The 19,172-nt window shown below is 72.2% G+C and carries 19 protein-coding genes and 1 pseudogene; all 20 read left to right on the top strand.

The features are described 5' to 3' along the window. Positions 1–14: 14 nt before the first annotated feature. The 20 genes and pseudogenes from BXA10_RS12655 to lepB (BXA10_RS12750) all read left to right on the top strand — a co-directional run bounded on the left by BXA10_RS12655 (position 15) and on the right by lepB (BXA10_RS12750) (position 19,163). The gene (locus tag BXA10_RS12655; RefSeq protein WP_217696765.1) at positions 15–854 is read left to right on the top strand and encodes a phosphotransferase; all 840 of its coding nucleotides are present in this window, start codon (positions 15–17) and stop codon (positions 852–854) included. 233 nt (positions 855–1,087) lie between these two features. After that, the gene (locus BXA10_RS12660) at positions 1,088–2,452 is read left to right on the top strand and encodes an ammonium transporter (protein WP_076470506.1); all 1,365 of its coding nucleotides are present in this window, start codon (positions 1,088–1,090) and stop codon (positions 2,450–2,452) included. 24 nt (positions 2,453–2,476) lie between these two features. Beyond that, positions 2,477–2,815 carry a P-II family nitrogen regulator gene (locus tag BXA10_RS12665; protein WP_076470586.1) on the top strand — a complete coding sequence of 113 codons (339 nt, stop codon included), beginning with the start codon at positions 2,477–2,479 and terminating at the stop codon, positions 2,813–2,815. A gap of 15 nt (positions 2,816–2,830) precedes the next feature. Continuing rightward, positions 2,831–5,074: pseudogene (locus BXA10_RS12670) on the top strand ([protein-PII] uridylyltransferase); the annotation flags it as partial. A gap of 114 nt (positions 5,075–5,188) precedes the next feature. After that, a complete protein-coding gene (locus tag BXA10_RS32420) occupies positions 5,189–6,094 on the top strand; it encodes an ABC transporter ATP-binding protein (protein ID WP_076470508.1) in 906 nt (301 codons plus the stop codon). After that, the gene (locus tag BXA10_RS12680) at positions 6,084–6,905 is read left to right on the top strand and encodes an ABC transporter permease (RefSeq protein WP_076470509.1); all 822 of its coding nucleotides are present in this window, start codon (positions 6,084–6,086) and stop codon (positions 6,903–6,905) included. The genes BXA10_RS32420 and BXA10_RS12680 overlap by 11 nt, the downstream gene beginning before the upstream one ends. Before the next feature lie 13 nt (positions 6,906–6,918). Next, positions 6,919–8,070, top strand: a complete 1,152-nt coding sequence (locus tag BXA10_RS32425; RefSeq protein WP_281251430.1) for a sensor histidine kinase — start codon at positions 6,919–6,921, stop codon at positions 8,068–8,070. After that, the gene (locus BXA10_RS12690; RefSeq protein ID WP_076470511.1) at positions 8,067–8,723 is read left to right on the top strand and encodes a response regulator transcription factor; all 657 of its coding nucleotides are present in this window, start codon (positions 8,067–8,069) and stop codon (positions 8,721–8,723) included. The genes BXA10_RS32425 and BXA10_RS12690 overlap by 4 nt, the downstream gene beginning before the upstream one ends. Positions 8,724–8,985: 262 nt before the next feature. Next, positions 8,986–10,527 (top strand): signal recognition particle protein, encoded by a 1,542-nt coding sequence (gene ffh, locus BXA10_RS12695; RefSeq protein WP_076470512.1) that lies wholly within the window; start codon positions 8,986–8,988, stop codon positions 10,525–10,527. Between the two features lie 69 nt (positions 10,528–10,596). Next, positions 10,597–11,175, top strand: coding sequence for a Uma2 family endonuclease (locus BXA10_RS12700; RefSeq protein WP_076470513.1), 579 nt, complete (start codon positions 10,597–10,599; stop codon positions 11,173–11,175). Positions 11,176–11,295: 120 nt separating this feature from the next. After that, positions 11,296–12,375: an amidohydrolase family protein gene (locus BXA10_RS12705; protein WP_076470514.1), complete on the top strand. Its 1,080-nt coding sequence runs from the start codon at positions 11,296–11,298 to the stop codon at positions 12,373–12,375. A 167-nt stretch (positions 12,376–12,542) separates the two neighbouring features. Beyond that, entirely contained in the window at positions 12,543–13,949 is a 1,407-nt protein-coding gene (proS, locus tag BXA10_RS12710; protein WP_076470515.1) for a proline--tRNA ligase, read from the top strand. A gap of 73 nt (positions 13,950–14,022) precedes the next feature. Next, positions 14,023–14,670 carry a ribonuclease FAU-1 family protein gene (locus BXA10_RS12715; protein WP_076470516.1) on the top strand — a complete coding sequence of 216 codons (648 nt, stop codon included), beginning with the start codon at positions 14,023–14,025 and terminating at the stop codon, positions 14,668–14,670. A 244-nt stretch (positions 14,671–14,914) separates the two neighbouring features. Further along, on the top strand, positions 14,915–15,361 hold the full coding sequence (rpsP, locus tag BXA10_RS12720; protein WP_076470517.1) for a 30S ribosomal protein S16: 447 nt from the start codon (positions 14,915–14,917) through the stop codon (positions 15,359–15,361). Beyond that, the gene (locus BXA10_RS12725; RefSeq protein ID WP_174242547.1) at positions 15,336–15,596 is read left to right on the top strand and encodes an RNA-binding protein; all 261 of its coding nucleotides are present in this window, start codon (positions 15,336–15,338) and stop codon (positions 15,594–15,596) included. The genes rpsP and BXA10_RS12725 overlap by 26 nt, the downstream gene beginning before the upstream one ends. Positions 15,597–15,598: 2 nt before the next feature. After that, on the top strand, positions 15,599–16,153 hold the full coding sequence (gene rimM, locus BXA10_RS12730; protein ID WP_175649196.1) for a ribosome maturation factor RimM: 555 nt from the start codon (positions 15,599–15,601) through the stop codon (positions 16,151–16,153). 41 nt (positions 16,154–16,194) lie between these two features. After that, positions 16,195–16,968, top strand: coding sequence for a tRNA (guanosine(37)-N1)-methyltransferase TrmD (trmD, locus tag BXA10_RS12735; protein ID WP_076470587.1), 774 nt, complete (start codon positions 16,195–16,197; stop codon positions 16,966–16,968). Positions 16,969–17,110: 142 nt separating this feature from the next. Then, positions 17,111–17,467 carry a 50S ribosomal protein L19 gene (gene rplS / locus BXA10_RS12740; RefSeq protein ID WP_076470520.1) on the top strand — a complete coding sequence of 119 codons (357 nt, stop codon included), beginning with the start codon at positions 17,111–17,113 and terminating at the stop codon, positions 17,465–17,467. A gap of 180 nt (positions 17,468–17,647) precedes the next feature. After that, complete coding sequence (gene lepB / locus BXA10_RS12745) at positions 17,648–18,520, top strand: signal peptidase I (RefSeq protein WP_076470521.1); 873 nt, start codon at positions 17,648–17,650, stop codon at positions 18,518–18,520. Between the two features lie 10 nt (positions 18,521–18,530). After that, complete coding sequence (lepB, locus tag BXA10_RS12750) at positions 18,531–19,163, top strand: signal peptidase I (protein WP_076470522.1); 633 nt, start codon at positions 18,531–18,533, stop codon at positions 19,161–19,163. Positions 19,164–19,172 lie beyond the last annotated feature (9 nt).

The raw sequence follows: 19,172 nt of genomic DNA on the forward strand, positions 1-19,172 counted from the left end.
ACGATCGCGCATACGTGGACTGGCGCGACCCGAACCACTCCTCGCGGCGCCTGGGGAGACCGTACGTGACGTCACAGGAGATCCCGCTGCACGGCGGGAACGTGAGCACCGTCGTCCGGGTCGGTGACACGGTGCGGCGCAACGCCGGACCGTGGACCCCCTCGGTGCACGCCCTGCTGCGCCATCTGGAGTACGTCGGGTTCACCGGGGCGCCCCGCGCGCTCGGCATGGACGAGCGCAACCGGGAGGTCCTGTCGTACCTGGAGGGGGAGTGCGGGGAGTACCCGCTCGCCCCGCACTGGGTGACCGACGAGGCGCTGGTGACCGTCGCCACCATGCTGCGGATGTTCCACGACGCTCAGTACGGCTTCGTGCCGCCGCAGAACGCCGTCTGGCGCTCGTTCGGGCCGCCACCACCGGACACCGAGGTGATCTGCCACCACGACGCCGCCCCGCACAACGTCATCTGGCGACCCGACGGCACGCTCGGACTGATCGACTTCGACCTCGCCTCGCCGGGTGCCCGGATCTACGACGTCGCGTACGCGGCCTGGACGTGGGTGCCCATCTTCGCCGACCGGGACTCGATCACCCTCGGCTGGAGGAATCCGGACCGGCCGCGCCGGCTGCGCCTCTTCGCCGACGCGTACGGGCTGATCCCTCACGACCGGCACCGGCTGATCCGCACCATCCGCAAGCGGATCGTCGACCATGTGGAAGGCATCCGCCGGATGGCCGCCGCCGGGGACCCGGCGTTCGTGCGGATCGTGCACAAGGGGCACCTGCGCCGGCCGATGCGGGACCTGCGGCTGCTCGACTACGAGCGGCACGCGCTGGAGTACGCGCTGCGCTGAGCCGCACCCCGGGAGCAACCTCCGGTGGTGGGTCGAGCCCTGCCCGATCCACCACCGCCGATACCTCCCGGGCGGATGCCGGCCGTCACACGTACGAAACAACCCGTCATGGAACGGAAACCCACCGGAGTCCCCAGGTGAAACAGCAGGCGATCAGGCTCTCGGCAGCCGGCGTACGGGCGACGCTGCCCCGGAAGCCGCGAAGGAGGGAATTCCACCTATAGGAGGCCAGCGTGCCTGATGCACCGACGATCGACACCGGCAACACCGCGTGGCTGCTGATCTCGAGCGCGATCGTGCTGCTCATGACGCCGGGGCTGGCGCTGTTCTACGGCGGGCTGAACCGGTCCAAGGGCGTCCTGAACATGATGATGATGAGTTTCTCGTCGATGGGGCTCATCTCCATCCTGTGGTTGTTCTACGGCTTCTCCGTGGCCTTCGGTGACGATCAGAACGGCATCTGGGGTGACCTGGGCCAGTATCTCGGCACCAAGACGTTCATGGCGGAGACCGACCTGTGGGGTGAGACGGGCATCCCGCTCTACGTCTTCATGGCCTTCCAGATGATGTTCGCGATCATCACGGTCGCGCTGATCAGCGGCGCCATCTCGGACCGGGCGAAGTTCTCCGGCTGGCTGCTGTTCGCCTTCGGCTGGGCGACGCTGGTCTACTTCCCGGTCGCGCACATGGTCTGGGGCGGCGGCTTCATCGGCGCGAAGCTCGGCGCGCTCGACTTCGCCGGCGGTACCGCGGTCCACATCAACGCGGGCGCGGCCGCGCTCGCCCTGGCGCTGGTGCTCGGCAAGCGGGCCGGCTGGCCCCGGGACGCGATGAAGCCGCACAACGTGCCGATGGTGGCGCTCGGCGCCGGCCTGCTGTGGTTCGGCTGGTTCGGTTTCAACGCCGGCTCGGAGCTGACCGCCGACTCGACCACGGCCATCGCCTTCCTCAACACCCAGGTGGCCACCGGCGCGGCAGTCCTCGGCTGGATCATCGTCGAGTGGCTGCGCAACGGTAAGGCGACGCTGGTCGGGGCCTCCTCCGGCGCGATCGCCGGGCTGGTCGCGATCACGCCGGCCTGCGCGTTCGTCGCGCCCTGGGCCGCCGTCCTGCTCGGCCTGGTGGCCGGTGCCGTCTGCGCGCTCGCCATCGGCCTGAAGTACAAGCTCGGCTACGACGACTCGCTCGACGTGGTCGGCGTGCACTTCGTCGGTGGCTGGATCGGCTGTCTCTGGATCGGGCTCTTCGGCACCAGCTCGGTCAGCTCCCTCGTCTCCCGGGAGGGGCTCTTCTACGGCGGTGGGGCGACCCAGCTCGGCGTGCAGGCGCTGAGCGCTCTGATCGTCACCGTCATCTCCTTCGTGATCGCGTACGCCCTCGCCTTCCTGATCGAGAAGACCATCGGGTTCCGGGTGGCCGCCGAGGCCGAGGCCGACGGCATCGACATCGCGGAGCACGCGGAGAGCGCGTACGACCTCTCCCCGGCCGGCGGCAGCGGCGGCGCGTTCGCGATGGCCGGCATCGGCGTGCCCGCGGCCGGTGGCACCGAGCCGGGCGGCGGGACCGCCGCTCCGGTCAGCGAGAAGGTCGCCGGTTAACGTTTTCGGATGGAGGGGTTGGACATGAAGCTGGTGACCGCGGTAATCAAGCCGTACCAACTGGACGCGGTGAAGGAGGCCCTGCACGCCCTGGGTGTGGCCGGGCTGACCGTCAGCGAGGTCCAGGGGTACGGGCGGCAGAAGGGGCACACCGAGGTCTACCGGGGTGCCGAGTACACGGTCGAGTTCCTACCGAAGATCCGCGTCGAGGTGCTCACCGACGAGATCGACGTGGAGAAGATCGTCGACGCGATCGTCGCGGCCGCTCGCACCGGCAAGATCGGTGACGGGAAGGTCTGGGTCACCTCGGTGGACGAGGTCGTCCGGGTCCGTACCGGCGAGCGCGGCCTCGACGCCGTGTAGGAGGTGGTCGTCTCCGGCATCGGCGAGCAGGCGCGGCGGCAGCGCGCGGACGGGTACGACAAGTTCCTCACCGCGCTGCTGCCGCCACGTCCCGGGGTCGCGTTGATCGCCGTCGGCGGGCTCGGTCGGCGGCAGTGCGCCCCGCACGGCGACCTCGACCTGGTGCTGCTGCACGCCGGACTTCCCGGCATCGACGAGCTGGCCGCCTCCATCTGGTACCCCGTCTGGGACGCCGGCCTCCGGCTGGACCACTCGGTGCGTACCGTCGCCGAGGCGCTCTCGGTCGCGCGGGAGGACGTCAAGGTGGCCCTCGGCCTGCTCGACGCCCGCCTGGTCGCCGGGGACGCGGCGCTCGCAGACTCCCTCATCGGCGCCGCCGCCGAACACTGGCGGCGCACGGCGGTACGCCGCCTGCCCAGCCTGCGGGAGATCACCGCCGCACGCTGGCGGGCCCACGGCGAACTGGCCTTCCTGCTCGAAGGTGACGTCAAGGAGGCCGCCGGTGGGTTACGCGACCTGGGCGTCCTGCACGCCATCGCGTCCGCCGGAGTCACCGACGCGCTGCGCCCCGCCGTACGGGCCGCGCATCTGCGACTGCTGGACGTCCGCGACGCCCTGCACGAGCAGGCCGGCCGCCGGGTGGACCGGCTGGTCGCGCAGGAGCGCGACGGCGTGGCCGCGCGGCTCGGGCTGCGGCAACCCCGGCTCGGCGCGGCGGGGGTGGAGCACGACGGTGACCTGCTGCTGCGCCGGGTGGCCGGCGACGCTCGTACCGTCAGCCACGCCCTCGACGACGCGTTCCGCGCGGTCGAGCGGCTGCGGGCCGGTCGGTCGCGACCCGGCGGTGCCCGCCCGGTACGGCGTCCGGTGGGCCGCGACGTGGTCGAGCACGACGGGGAACTCGTCCTGGCCCGCACCGCCATCGGCGCCCGCCCGGACCCGAGCCTGTCGCTGAGGGTGGCGGCCGCGTCGGCCACCACCGGGCTGCCGATCGCCCGAGCCACCTGCGAGTGGCTGGCCGCGTACTGCCCGCCGCTGCCCGCGCCCTGGCCGGCCGAGGCCCGGGCCGCCCTGATCACCCTGCTCGGCGCGGGTCCCGGCCTGGTGCCCGCCTGGGAGACCTGCGACAGGTACGGCCTGGTCGACCGCTGGCTGCCGGAGTGGACCCGGTTGCGCAGCCTGCCCCAGCACAATCCGGTGCACCGGTTCACCCTCGACCGGCACCTGGTGCAGACCGCGTGCGAGGCGGGCCGGCACATCCGGGACGTGGACCGCCCCGACCTGCTGCTGCTCGCCGCGCTGCTGCACGACGCCGCCAAGGGGCTGCCCGGATCGGGGCCCGCCACGGAGGCCGAGGACCACAGCACGGTGGGCGCCCCGATCGCCGAGGCGGTGGCGGCCCGGATCGGGCTGGGCGAGTCGGAGGTGGCGCTGATCGGCAGGCTGGTCCGGCTGCACCTGCTGCTGCCCGACGTGGCGACCCGGCGCGACCTCGCCGACCCGGTCACCATCGCCGGGGTGGCGGATGCCGTCGGTGACCTCGCGACCCTCGACCTGCTGCACGCCCTCGTCCGCGCGGACGCCGCGGCCACCGGCCCCGCCGCCTGGTCGCAGTGGAAGGGCAGGCTCGTCGCCGAGCTGGTCGCCCGGGTCGGGACCGCGCTCGACACCGGCGTCCTGCCGGCCCCACCCGCGCCGGACCGGGCGCTGCTGGCCGAACCGTTGCCGGTGATACGGGTGAGCGATGACCGGGTGGCCGTCGCCGCACCGGACCGCCGCGGTCTGCTCGCCACGGTGGCCGGCTGCCTGGCCCTGCACCGGCTGGACGTGGTCGCGGCGGACGCCACGGCCGTCGACGGGCGGGCCCTGGTCGAATGCCGGGTGCAGCCACGGTACGGCCTGGCGCCCGATCCGATCGCTGTCGCCGCCGACCTGCGCCGAGCCGTCGCCGGCGACGCCTCGGTCACCCAGCGCCTGCGTGGCCGGGCCCTCGCGGCCCGCGCGTCGGACGTCGCTGCGCGGGTGGTCTGGCATCGGGAGGCCGCCACCGGCGCGGTGCTGCTGGAACTGCGCGCCGCGGACGCCGCCGGGCTGCTCTACCGGGTGACCCGGGCGCTCGCCGAGGCCGGCGCCCAGGTCCGGGCCGCCCGCATCGCCACCCTCGGCGGGGACGTGGTCGACACCTTCTACCTGGTCGGGGGCTGGCCCGACGAGACGACCCGGGCCAGCCTGGAGGCCGCCGTACTCGGCGCGGTGTGAGCCGGAGGCCGCCGCTCGCCGGTCTCTCCGGTCGTCCGCTACGTCCAGGTGCGTAGTCGGAGAGCCGCGCGACGGCCGACGTGCGCAGGACCGGCACGCGGAACGCTCGACGGCATGAACCTGCCAGTGCAGACCGTAGGACTCACCAAGCGGTACGGCGGCCTGACCGCCGTGCAGGACCTCGACCTGACCGTGCGGACCGGCGAGGTGTACGGCTTCCTCGGCCCCAACGGCGCCGGCAAGACCACCACCCTGCGGATGCTGCTCGGCCTGGTCCGCCCCACCGCCGGCACCGTCCGGCTGCTCGGCCGCCCGGTGGGGGCCGGGCAGCTGGCCGAGGTCGGCGCGCTGATCGAGGGACCGGCCTTCTATCCGTACCTCTCCGGGCGCGAGAACCTGCGGGTGCTGGCGCGCTACGCCGGCGCCCCGGCCGAGCGGGTGCCGCTCGTGCTCGACCTGGTCGACCTGGCGGGCCGTGCCGGCGATCGGTACGCCGGATACTCGCTCGGCATGAAGCAGCGGCTCGGGGTGGCCGCTGCCCTGCTCAAGGACCCCCGCCTGCTCATCCTCGACGAACCCACCAACGGCCTGGACCCGTCCGGCACGGCCGACATGCGGCGGCTGATCCGCCGGCTGGGGGCCGCCGGCTGCACGGTGCTGCTGCTCTCCAGCCATCTGCTCGGCGAGGTGGAGCAGGTCTGTGACCGGGTCGGGGTGGTGTCCCAGGGCCGGCTGGTCGCCGAGGGCAGCGTGGCGGACCTGCGCGGCACCGTCGGCCTGCGGGTGCTGGCCGAGCCGCTGGACGGGGCGGCCGAACGGGCCCGTGAGCTGGTGGGTGCGGACCGGGTGCGGGTGGTCGACGGGGCGCTGGAGCTCGCCGTCGAGCCGGACCGGGCGGCCTGGCTGAACACCGAACTCGTCCGGGCCGGGGTGGCGGTGCGGGAGCTGCGCCCGCGGGAACGGGACCTGGAGCAGGTGTTCTTCGAGCTGATCGGGAAGGAGACGGCTGATGTCCGGTAGCTTCCAGGCGGAGCTGGTCAAACTGGTGCGGCGGCCGGCGGCGTGGCTGCTGCTCGCCATCACGCTGGTGCTCGCGGTGCTCTTCACGTACGTCTTCCCGTACGCCGGCTATGCCGCCGGCACGGCCGGCCCGAACACCGGCCGGGGGCTGCCGGCGTTGCTGCCCGACCGGTTGGTGGGCAACGCGCTGGGCGGACTCCCGGTCTTCCTCGGCGCGATCGTGCTGATCCTCGGCGTGCTGGTGGTCGGCGGCGAGTACGGCTGGGGCACCTGGAAGACGGTGCTGTCGCAGGGGCCGTACCGGCTCGCGGTCTACGCCGGCAAGCTGCTGACGCTGGCCGTGGCCGCCCTGGTCGTCGTGCTGGCGGTGTTCGGCGTCGGGGCGCTGAGCAGCGCGCTCATCGCGGCCGCCGAGGCGCAACCGGTGCACTGGCCCGGGCTCGGCGACCTGCTCATCGGGATCGGGGCGGGGTGGCTCATCGCCACGATGTGGGCGATGCTCGGTGTCATGTTGGCCGTCGCGCTGCGTGCCGTGGCCCTGCCGGTCGGGTTGGGGCTGGTGTGGATGCTCGCGGTGCAGAATCTGCTCACCGCCATCGCCGCGCCCCTGCTGGACTGGGTGGCGCAGGTCCAGAAGGGATTGCCCGGTCCCAATGCCGGCTCGCTGGCCGCCGCACTCGGCGCCTCCTCGGACACGCCCGGGGTGTTGTCGACGGTCGGTGGTGGGCAGGGCGCCCTGGTCGTCGCGGCCTACCTGGTCGCGTTCGCGGCGGCGGGCGCGGTGCTGCTGCGCCGCCGGGACATCAGCTGACGGAGCGGACACGGTGGGAAGCGACGGTAGGGACGGCGTGGACCGGCAACGGCCGGGGTGGCGGAGGACCGTCGGCGACGGCGTCCTCGCCCTCGCGCTGCTCGGCCTCGGGATCGCCGGCACCGGGCCGTCCGCCGAGCAGCGGGGTGTCACCGCCGACGGGCGGGCCTACGCGCTGATGTCGGTCGCCGCCCTGGCGCTGGCGGTCCGGCGCCGGTGGCCGTTCGTCACGCTGGCGTTGACCGCCGTGGCCGCGACCGCGTACCTGATGCTCGGCTACCCGTACGGGCCGATCCTGCTGACGCTCCTCGTCGCGGTCTACACGGTCGCCGCGCACCGCACCCTGTGGCCGGCGGCCACCGGCGGCGCCGCCGTGCTCGTGCTGCTGACGGCGCACGTCTTCGTCGGTGTCCGGCCGCCGGGCCTGCTCGGGCTGATGCCCGCCGCGGCGTGGGTGGTGGTGCCCTTCGCGGTCGGGACCACCGTGCGACTCACCCGGGACGCTGCCGCCCGCAACCGGGCCGAGGAGGCCCGCCGGGTGGCCGACGGGGAACGACTGCGGGTGGCCCAGGAGGTGCACGACGTGGTGGGGCACGGCCTGGCCGCCATCCACATGCAGGCCGAGATCGCGCTGCACCTGCTGGAGAAGCGGCCCGAACAGGCGCAGACCGCGCTCGCCGCCATCAGCGGCACCAGCAAGGCCGCGCTCGACGAGCTGCGGGTCACATTGGCGGTGGTCCGCCGGGGTGACGGCCCGGCCGAGCGGGCGCCGGCGCCGGGCCTGGGCCAGGTGCCGGCGCTGCGGGACCGGCTGGCCGGCGCGGGGCTGCCGGTCACCGTGCGGATCGACGGGGAGCCGGTCGCGCTGCCGGTCGCGGTGGACCTGGCCGCGTACCGGGTCGTCCAGGAGTCGTTGACCAATGTGCTGCGGCATGCCGGCCCGGCGACCGCCGCGGTGCGGATCCGTTACGCCCCGACCGAGGTGGAGGTGGAGGTGACCGACACGGGTCGTGGCGTCGCCGAGGCCGGGCGTGCCACCATCGGTTCCGGGCTGGCCGGCATGCGGGAGCGGGTCACCGTGCTGGGCGGGTCGTTCGCGTCCGGTCCCGCCGCCGGCGGTGGGTTCCGGGTCCACGCGAGGCTGCCGCTGGAGGAGCGCCCATGATCAAGGTGTTGATCGCCGACGACCAGGACCTGGTGCGGCTCGGGCTGCAGGCCCTGGTGGAGAGCGAGGAGGGCCTGACCCTCGTGGGGGAGGCCGCGGACGGGCTGGCCGCCGTGGAGGTCGCCCGGCGGGAGCGCCCCGACGTGGTGCTGATGGACGTCCGGATGCCCGGGGTGGACGGCATCGAGGCGACCCGCCGGATCGTGGCCGACCCGGAGCTGTCCGGCACCCGGGTGATCGTGCTGACCACCTTCGAGCTGGACGAGTACGTCTTCGACGCGTTGCGCCACGGGGCGAGCGGGTTCCTCACCAAGGACACCCGGCCGGCCGAGTTGCTCCGGGCGATCCGGCTGGTGGCCGAGGGGGAGGCCCTGCTCTCGCCCTCGGTGACCCGGCGGGTGGTGCAGGAGTTCGCCACCCGGCCGTCGCGGGTGCCCCGCCCGCACCCTCGGCTCGGCACGCTCACCGACCGGGAACGTGAGGTGGTGGGGCTGGTCGGTGAGGGGTTGAGCAACGAGGAGATCGCCGGGCGGCTGGTGGTCAGCCCGGCCACGGCGCGTACCCACGTGAGCCGGGCGATGGTCAAGCTATCGGCGCGAGACCGTGCCCAGCTGGTCGTCTTCGCGTACCAGTCGGGCCTGGTGCAGTCGTGATCGTCGACCGTTGCTCCATCCGCCGAGATCGCGCTCGAACCTGGATGTAGTGGCCTCGCCGGGCGATGGATGCCACTACTTCCAGGAAACAGCACGATCTTGGCGCGCGGCGCAGGCGCGGGGCGCGCGGCGCGGGGCGCGGAGCGCGGGGCTGGGCCGGTGGGAAGCACCCGGGAGGTGGGACGGTTACCCTTGCGGTGGCCGGCCTTGTGCGTGTCGGCCGCCATGTGCCCGCCGGAACACTGACAAACGGGATGTTCGCGTGTTTGACACCTTGAGTGACCGCCTCTCCGGGATCTTCACCAAGCTCCGCGGCAAGGGTCGGCTCACCGACGCCGACATCGACGCCACCGCGCGCGAGATCCGTCTCGCGCTGCTGGAGGCGGACGTCGCGCTGCCGGTCGTCAAGGGCTTCATCGCCAACGTCAAGGAGCGGGCCCGCGGCGCGGAGGTCTCGCAGGCCCTCAACCCCGCCCAGCAGATCGTCAAGATCGTCAACGAGGAGCTGATCAGCGTCCTCGGTGGCGAGGGGCGGCGGCTCCAGTTCGCCAAGCAGCCGCCGACCGTGATCATGCTGGCCGGCCTCCAGGGTTCCGGTAAGACCACCCTCGCGGGCAAGCTGGCCCGCTGGCTCAAGGCCCAGGGGCATCAGCCGCTGCTCGTGGCCGCCGACCTCCAGCGTCCCAACGCCGTGGGGCAGCTCCAGGTGCTCGGTGGTCGCGCCGGCGTCGAGGTGTACGCCCCGGAGCCCGGCAACGGCGTCGGCAACCCGGTCCAGGTGGCCCGGGACTCGATCGAGCACGCCCGGCGGGCGGCCCGGGACATCGTCATCGTCGACACCGCCGGCCGGCTCGGTATCGACGCCGAGATGATGCAGCAGGCCGCCGACATCCGCGACGCGGTCGACCCCGACGAGGTCATCTTCGTCATCGACGCGATGGTCGGTCAGGACGCCGTGCGTACCGCCGAGGCGTTCCGCGACGGTGTGGGCATCACCGGTGTCGTCCTGTCGAAGCTCGACGGTGACGCCCGCGGTGGCGCGGCCCTCTCCGTCCGCGAGGTCACCGGCCAGCCGATCCTCTTCGCCTCCACCGGCGAGAAGCTGGAAGACTTCGACATCTTCTACCCGGACCGGATGGCCAGCCGGATCCTCGGCATGGGCGACGTCCTCACTCTGATCGAGCAGGCCGAACAGGCCTTCGACGCCGATCAGAAGGAGAAGATGACCGCCAAGCTGATGGGCGGCGAGCAGTTCACCCTGGAGGACTTCCTCGACCAGCTCATCGCGGTCCGCCGGATGGGCCCGATCGCCAACGTGCTGGCCATGATGCCCGGCATGGGGCAGATGAAGGACCAGCTCGCCGAGCTGGACGACAAGCACTTCGACCGGGTCACCGCGATCATTCGGTCGATGACCCCGTCCGAGCGCACCAACCCGAAGATCATCAACGGCTCGCGCCGGGCGCGTATCGCCAACGGCTCCGGGGTCACGGTGATGGACGTCAACCAGCTGCTCAACCGCTTCGCCGACGCGCAGAAGATGATGAAGCAGATGGGCGGCATGATGGGCCTGCCCGGCGGCCGCCGCAAGGCGACCAAGTCCCCGAAGAACAAGCGCAAGGGCACGAAGGGCGGCGGGCGTCCCCGTGCCGGGGCCGGGCTGCCCGGTGGCTTCCCGGGCGGCATGCCGCAGCTGCCGGCCGGGATGGACCCGAACGACCTGGCCGGCCAGGGACTCCCGCCCGGCTTCAAGCTGCCGAAGATCGACTTCAACAAGCTCGGCAAGGGGGACAAGCGCGGTTGAGCGCGTGTCGGTGACGGGCGGCGACCGCACCGCTGCTTAGGGTGATGTCGCCCCCTGGAAGGAGATGTCATGACCGCGGCACCGATCTTGCCGGAACGGCATGAGTGGACGGTCGACGACCTCGGCGAACTGCCGAAGGACCTTCCGTACGAACTGATCAACGGAAGGTTGATCGTGCCGTCGCCGACTGCCGTGCACCAAGAACTGTGTGTGGAACTCCTGCTGGCTCTACGGGTCAACTGCGCACCGGAGTACCTGGTCAGCATCGACCTGTCGATGCGGGTCGACCGGCACAACGAGCCGCGCCCGGACGTGGTGGTCATCCGCCGTCGGCACGCCGACCGGTCGCCCGTGCCGGTCGAGGACGCGCTGCTCGCCGTCGAGGTGGTCTCGCCGACCTCCACCTTCCGCGACCTGTACGACAAGGCGAGGGTCTACGCGCACGCCGGAGTCCGCTCCTACTGGGTGCTGGATCCGCTACCGGAGCGGATCACGCTGACCGAGTACGCGCTCGGCGCCAACCGCGAGTACGAGCAGGTCGCCCACACCGAGGATCTGTTCGTCACCGAGCGGCCGTGGAAGGTCTCCGTCGACCTGCCGGCCCTGACGTCCCGGCGCAACGGCCTGCGGGCCGCCGAGGAGGAGTAGTCCCGTCCGTGCCGGAGCCGGTGACGCGCCCGCGTTTCGAGGCGCGACGAGCCGGGCCGGCGCTGCGGCAGGGCGGGTGCGGTGAGGCGTATTGCGCGGCGATCCGGTAGGACTGTGCACATGGCTCTGCATGTGCGCGGTGTGCTCCTTCCCGACGACGAGGTCCGGGATCTCTGGCTGGTCGGTGACCGGGTGACCTTCGAGCCGGTGCACGGCGCGGAGACCGTGGTCGACGGCGGGTTCGTCCTGCCCGGGCTCACCGACGCGCACTGCCACATCGGCATCGCCCGGGGCGGGGCCCCGATCACCTCGCTCGACCAGGCCCGGGAGCTCGCCCGCGTCGACCGCGACGCCGGGGTGCTGGCCATCCGCGACGCCGGCTCCCCGTACCCGTACCCGGAACTCGACGACGAGCCGGACCTGCCGCGACTGGCCCGCGCCGGCCGGCACGTCGCCCCGCCCAAGCGCTACCTGCGCGACATCGGCGTGGAGGTCGGCGCCGGCGAGGTGGCCGCCACGGTGGCCGAGCAGGCCGGCGCCGGCAACGGCTGGGTCAAGCTGGTTGGCGACTGGATCGACCGGGGGATCGGTGATCTCGCCCCGGCCTGGGACGAGGAGACGATGACCGCCGCGGTCGAGGCGGCCCACGCCGCCGGCGCGCGCGCCGCCGTGCACACCTTCTCCGAATCGGCCGTGGAGATCATGGTGCGGGCCGGGGTGGACTCGGTCGAGCACGGCACCGGCCTCAGCCTCGACCTGATCGACCTGATGGCCCGGCAGGGGACCGCGCTGGTGCCCACGATGATCAACATTCGGACCTTCGGTGGGATCGCCGACCAGGCGCGCGCCAAGTTTCCCGGCTACGCCGACCACATGCTCGCGCTGCGCGACCGGTTCCCGGAGGTGGTCCGGTCGGCGTACGAGGCGGGCGTGCCGATCTACGTGGGCACCGACGCGGGCGGCGGCATCGACCACGGGCTGGCCGCCGAGGAGATGCTGCTCCTGCACGAGCAGGCCGGCCTGGCGCCCGTGGACGTGCTCGCCGCCGCGAGCTGGCGCGCCCGGGAGTGGCTGGGCTTCCCCGGCCTGGTCGAGGGCGGCCTCGCCGACCTGACCGTCTATCCCGAAGACCCCCGCCGCGACCTGCGCATCGTCCGTACCCCCGCCCGCATCATCCTCCGCGGCCACATCCTCCGCTGACCCCCCACCCCGGGGACCGCTGCGTTGATCAAGAGATTTGCGTCAGGAATCGCTGCCACGGCGACGCAAACCTCTTGATCGCGTGGGCTGGGGCGGGGGACGACGCGAATGGGTGGTGGGGCTCCCGGGGGCGGTGGCGCGGCCGGTGGCGCATAGGATGTGCGGTCATGGCACGCGTGCTCACTCCCCGTGCGGAGGACTTTCCCCGCTGGTACCAGGACCTGATCGCCAAGGCGAAGCTGGCCGACAACGGCCCGGTCCGGGGGACCATGGTGATCCGACCGGCCGGCTACGCCATCTGGGAGCGGATGCAGGACGAGATGGACGCCCGGATCAAGGCGGCCGGCGCGGAGAACGCGTACTTCCCTCTCTTCATCCCGGAGAACTACCTCAAGCGCGAGGCCGAGCACGTCGAGGGCTTCTCGCCGGAGCTGGCGGTGGTCACCCACGGTGGCGGCAAGCAGCTCGCCGAGCCGGTGGTAGTGCGCCCCACCAGCGAGACCGTGATCGGCGAGTTCATGGCCAAGTGGGTCGACTCGTACCGGGACCTGCCGCTGCTGCTCAACCAGTGGGCCAACGTGGTCCGCTGGGAGCTGCGCCCCCGGATCTTCCTGCGCACCAGCGAGTTCCTCTGGCAGGAGGGCCACACCGCGCACGCGACGCGGGAGGACGCGCGCGCCTACGCCCGGCGGATCCTGCACGAGGCGTACGAGGATCTGATGGTCAACGTGCTGGGCATCCCGGTCGTCGTCGGGCTCAAGACCACCCGGGAGCGGTTCGCCGGGGCGATCGCCACCTACACCTGCGAAGGCATGATGGGTGACGGCAAGGCCCTCCAGATGGGCACCAGCCACGAGCTGGGGCAGAACTTCGCCAAGGCCTTCGACATCAGCTACTCCTCCGCCGAGGGCGGCCGGGAGCACGCCTGGACGACGTCCTGGGGCACCTCCACCCGGATGCTCGGCGGCCTGATCATGGCCCACGGCGACGACAACGGACTGCGGGTGCCGCCGAAGCTGGCTCCGGTGCAGGCGTACGTCATGGTGGTCAAGGACGGCGAGGGCGTGGGTGAAGCGGCGGCCAAGCTGCGCGACGCGCTGCGTGACGCCGGCGTCCGGGTGGCGCTGGACGACCGCACCGACACCCCGTTCGGCCGCCGCGCCGTGGATGCCGAGCTGCGCGGCTACCCGGTACGCGTCGAGGTCGGCCCGCGCGACCTGGCCGCGGGCAACGCGGTGGTGGTCCGCCGTACCGACGGCTCGAAGGCGCCGACGCCGCTCGCCGACGTGGTCGCCGCGGTGCTGGCCGCGCTCGCGGCCGACCAGCAGGCGCTGCACGACCAGGCGCTGGCGTTCCGGGAGTCGCACACCACCGAGGTGAACACCCTCGCCGAGGCGATCGAGGCGGCCGGCACCGGCTGGGCCCGGGTGCCCTGGTCCGCGGTGGGCGTCGAGGGTGAGGCCGAGGCGAACGGTCAGGGCGTCACCGTGCGCTGCCTGCTGCGGGCCGACGGCTCGGTTCCCGACACGCAGGACGAGCCCGACCTCGTGGCCATCCTCGCCCGCTCCTACTGAGGTTTCACCGAGGGCCCCTCCCGACGCCTGCGGCGGCGGGAGGGGCCCCTGTCAATGCCGGGGGTTGGACGACGTGCGTTTCGAGACCGGGCGGCTGATCATGCACCGCAGTGTGCGACGGGGCCGGATCGGCTGGGTGCGACCGGGACGGGTGGTCAGCGACGACGAACGGGGCCTGCTGGTCTGGATCGCCCCGGACTCGCCGGTGGCCCACGAGGTCACCGAGGCGGGGCGCGGCATGCGGGCGATGCCGTTCGCCGAGTGGATCACCTCGTCGTACCGGCTCAAGCTCGGCCGGTGGAACGGTCCCGGGCTGCTGAAGTTCCTGCCCGCCGGTGCCGCCCACTCGGTCTGGTGGTTCTCGGACGCGCACGGCCAGTTCGCCCATTGGTACGTGAATCTGGAGGAACCGGGCGTGCGCTGGGACGATGGCGCCGTTGCCGGGGTGGACGTGGTCGACCAGGACCTGGACGTGGTAGTCCGCCCGGATCGCAGCTGGCAGTGGAAGGACGAGGACGAGTTCGTCGAGCGGCTCGCCTATCCGGACGACTACTGGGTGGCCGACGAGGCGGCAGTGCGCGCCGAGGGTAAGCGCGTGATCGCCATCGCCGAGGCCGGGGAGTTCCCGTTCGACGGTACGTGGTGCGACTTCAGCCCGCCGGCCGAGTGGGTCGCGCCGGACGCGCTGCCGGCCGGCTGGGACCGGCCTCCGGTGCGCTGACCGTGGTTTGGCTCACCCCCTCCGGCGGCGCGAGCGGGCCGGTGACGCCTCCGGTGTGAGAGATCGGCGTCGGATCTGGCAGAATGGGACGCTGGTATCCGGCGCGCGCTCCGGCGCCCTCTAACCCGGGCGTGTCGCCAGTCCACCGAGTAGTCTCCGGCCCAACCCCACTGTGCCGGTCGGCGCTCACCCGTGCACACCGCCCCACCGGGGCCGGTGAGATCGCAACAGGAGCGAAACAACCGTGGCCGTAAAGATCCGGCTTCTGCGGATGGGCAAGATCCGCAACCCGCAGTACCGCATCGTCGTCGCCGACTCGCGCACCAAGCGTGACGGGCGGGCGATCGAGTTCGTCGGGATCTACCAGCCGAAGGAAGACCCTTCGGTGATCGAGGTCAAGTCGGACCGGGTCCAGTACTGGCTGTCCGTCGGCGCCCAGCCGAGCGAGGCGGTGCAGCGGCTGCTGGAGCTGACCGGTGACTGGCAGAAGTTCAAGGGCCTCCCCGCGCCGCCGCCGCTGAAGGTGGCCGCCGAGAAGGCTGACCGGACGGCGGCCTACGAGGCTGAGGCGAAGGCCGCGGCCGGGCTGGGCACGACCGAGGCGAAGCCGGCGAAGAAGGCGGCCAAGGCCGCCGAGGCGCCGGCCCAGACCGAGGAGCAGGCCGGTGCGGACTCCGGCGAGCAGGCCTGACGTGGCACTGCGTCCCGCGTTGGAGCACCTCGTCAAGGGGATCGTCGACCACCCGGACGACGTGCGCGTCCGGCTGGTCGACTCTCGTCGGGGTAAGCGGCTCGAGGTCCGCGTGCACCCTGAGGACCTCGGCACGGTGATCGGGCGGTCCGGCCGGACGGCCAAGGCGCTGCGCCAGGTCATCGGCTCCATCGGCGGGCGCGGCGTACGCGTCGACATCGTCGACTCGTACTGATGCTGCTCATCGTCGGCAGGATCGGTAAGCCGCACGGGATCCGCGGTGAGGTCACCGTGGAGGTGCGGACCGACGAACCGGATGCGCGGTTCGCCCCAGGTGCGGTGCTGCGCACCGAGCCTGGGGCGACGCCCCGTCCGCCGGCCGGATCCGGCCCGGGCGTGCCGTACCGGGTCCCGGCCGAGCTGGTCGTCGAGTCGGTGCGTTGGCACCAGGGGCGGCTCCTGGTCGCCTTCGAGGGTGTGCTCGACCGTGATGTCGCCGAGGCGCTGCGCGGCACTCTCGTCGGGGTGGAGAGTTCCGAGGTCGCTCCGCCGGAGGACCCGGAGGAGTTCCACGACCACCAGCTCGTGGGGCTGAGCGTGGTAACGCCGACCGGCGAGCGGCTGGGCGAGGTGGCCCGGATCGACCATGCCCCCGCCTCCGACCTGCTGGTGCTGCGTCGCCCCGAGGGGAAGACGGCGCTCATCCCGTTCGTCAAGGCGATCGTCCCCCAGGTCGATCTCGCCGGGGGGCGCGTCGTCGTCGACCCGCCCGGCGGCCTGCTCGACCTGTAAGGGCCGTGAAGCCGGCCCTGGACCCGCTGGAGCACCCCGTCATGCGCGTCGACATCGTGTCGATCTTCCCGGAGTACTTCTCGCCGCTGGAGCTGTCGCTCATCGGGAGGGCCCGGGCCAACGGCACGCTGCGGCTGGCCGTGCACGACCTGCGCACCTGGACCCACGACGTGCACCGCACGGTCGACGACACGCCGTACGGCGGCGGACCGGGCATGGTGATGCGACCGGAACCGTGGGGCGAGGCGCTGGACGCCCTCGTGCCGCCGGAGGCGACCCCGCCCCGGCTCCTGGTGCCCTCGCCCGCCGGCGCACCCTTCACCCAGGCGATGGCGCACGAACTGGCCGCCGAGGAACACCTGCTCTTCGCCTGCGGGCGGTACGAGGGCATCGACCAGCGGGTACTCGACCACGCGGCGACGCGGATGCCGGTCACCGAGGTCTCCCTCGGCGACTACGTGCTCTTCGGTGGTGAGGTCGCGGTGCTGGTGATCCTGGAGGCGGTGACCCGGCTGCTGCCCGGGGTGCTCGGCAACGCGGGGTCGCTGGACGAGGAGTCGCACGCCCACGGGCTGCTGGAGGCGCCGGTCTACACGAAGCCGCCGAGCTGGCGGGGGCACGACGTGCCCGAGGTGCTCCGCTCCGGCGACCACGGCCGGATCGCCCGCTGGCGGCGCGAGGAGGGGCTACTGCGTACCGCCACGCGCCGTCCGGACATGCTCGACGCGATCGACCCGGAGAACCTGGACAAACGGGACCGCGCCGCGTTGGATCGGGCCGGATTTCAGCTGCCACCGGGGGATGTGGCAAAGTAGAGGGGTTGCCGCAGTCGCCCGCGCCGCGGACGGCTGCGAGGATCCTCGACCGGGGTCGGCTCCATGACCGCCATCCGGGGATCAGAATCACCCATTCGCGCACCGACTGACGGTGCGCCGTGAGCCTTACGAGGACGCAGCGATGAACATCCTGGACGCCCTTGACGCCCAGTCGAAGCGGGTCGACCTTCCCGACTTTCGCGCCGGTGACACCGTGAAGGTGCACGCGCGGGTCGTCGAGGGTAACCGGTCCCGTGTCCAGATCTTCCAGGGCGTGGTCATCCGCCGCCAGGGTGACGGACTGCGCGAGACCTTCTCGGTCCGCAAGATCAGCTTCGGCGTCGGGGTCGAGCGGACCTACCCGCTGAACAGCCCGGCGATCGACCGGATCGAGATCGTGACCCGCGGTGACGTCCGCCGGGCCAAGCTCTACTACCTCCGTGAGCTGCGGGGCAAGAAGGCCAAGATCAAGGAGAAGCGGGAGAAGCAGCCGAGCTGACTTCCCGCTCGCCACGCCTGAGCTGCACCTATGCCACGCCGGACCCATCGCACTACCCTGGGCGGCGCGGGCGCAGCGAGGCCATCGCCCCGCGACTCAGCGGGGAGTCGTTCACTGCCGCCCGGGAGCCTCACCGAGGCTCCCGGGCGGTGGTGTCGTTTCTGGGGACTGGGGAGTGGCGTGGCGCAGTCGATTGACGAGGACGGCACGGTCGACCCCTGGCGCCGCCGGGTCCGCCGTACCCGCCGCCAGATGCCGCTCTGGCAGGAGTTGCCGCTGCTGCTCGTCGTCGCGTTCTGCCTCGCGGTGCTGATCCGCACCTTCCTGCTCCAGGCCTTCTTCATCCCCTCCGGCTCCATGGAGGACACGCTGCTCGTCGGCGACCGGGTGCTGGTCAACAAGGTCGTCTACGACGTACGCGACCCGGTGCGCGGCGAGGTGGTGGTCTTCCGGGGTACCGACCGCTGGGCGCCGCAGGTCGACGGGGAGCAGCAGATCGGCTTCGTGGACAAGCTCGGCCGCACCGTGGGTGACCTGGTCGGGGTGAGCCGCCCCGGCGAGAAGGACTTCATCAAACGGGTCATCGGCGTGCCGGGGGACCGGGTGAGGTGCTGCGACGAGCAGGGCCGGGTCACGGTGAACGGCACGCCGCTGGACGAGACGTACGTCATCCGGGATTCTCCGCTGGACGTCCCGCCCAACCCCAAGGAGTGCCGGTCGCGGCGCTTCGACGAGGTGGTGGTCCCGCCGGGCCAGATCTTCGTGATGGGCGACCACCGACTGGTGTCCCAGGACGCCCGCTGCCAGGGGCCGGTGCCGATCGACAACGTCATCGGGCGGGCCTTCCTGGTGGTCTGGCCGTCGTCGCGGTGGAGCACGCTTCCCGTCCCGGCGACGTTCGGCGACGTCTCGGGCCCGGCTGTCGCATCCCCGTCCGGTCCGCCTCCGGTACGGCCGACCCCCGACGGTGGCGTGCTGCTGATCCTGCCGCTCACGGTCGCGCTGGGCCGTTCTCGCGCGTTCCGGTCGGTGCCGTTCAGCCGGGGGACGTAGGCTCCTTGGCGTGATTGACGAGCAGACCGACAAGCCGCGCAGCTCCTTCTGGAAGGAACTGCCGATTCTGCTGGGTGTGGCCATCCTGGTCGCGGTGCTGGTGCGCTTCTTCGTGCTGCAGACCTTCTTCATCCCCTCCCAGTCCATGGAGAACACACTCCAGATCGATGATCGGGTGCTGGTCAACAAGCTGGTGTACGACTTCCGGTCGCCGCACCGCGGCGAGGTCGTGGTCTTCAAGGCGCCGGTCGAGTGGAGCGGCCGGGAGGGTGAGGACTTCATCAAGCGGGTCATCGGCGTCGGCGGCGACCACGTCGTCTGCTGCGACGAACAGGACCATCTGGTGATCAACGGCCACTCGCTGGTCGAGCCGTACATCTTCTCCAAGGACGGGCAGCAGGACAGGCCGGCGGACCAGGAGTTCGACATCACCGTGCCCGAGGGCCGGCTCTGGGTGATGGGCGACCACCGGTCGGCCTCGGGCGATTCGCTCGAACACTGGCAGCAGTCCGGCCAGGACATCACCGCGGCCACCATCGACGAGGACGAGGTCGTCGGGCGGGCCTTCACCATCTTCTGGCCCGTCAACCGGGCCAGGTGGTTGAGCGTGCCGGAACAGTACGACTCGATCCCGAACTCCTGAGCCCCGGGC

It is taken from the genome of Micromonospora avicenniae, assembly GCF_900156065.1.
GTDB lineage: Bacteria > Actinomycetota > Actinomycetes > Mycobacteriales > Micromonosporaceae > Micromonospora > Micromonospora avicenniae.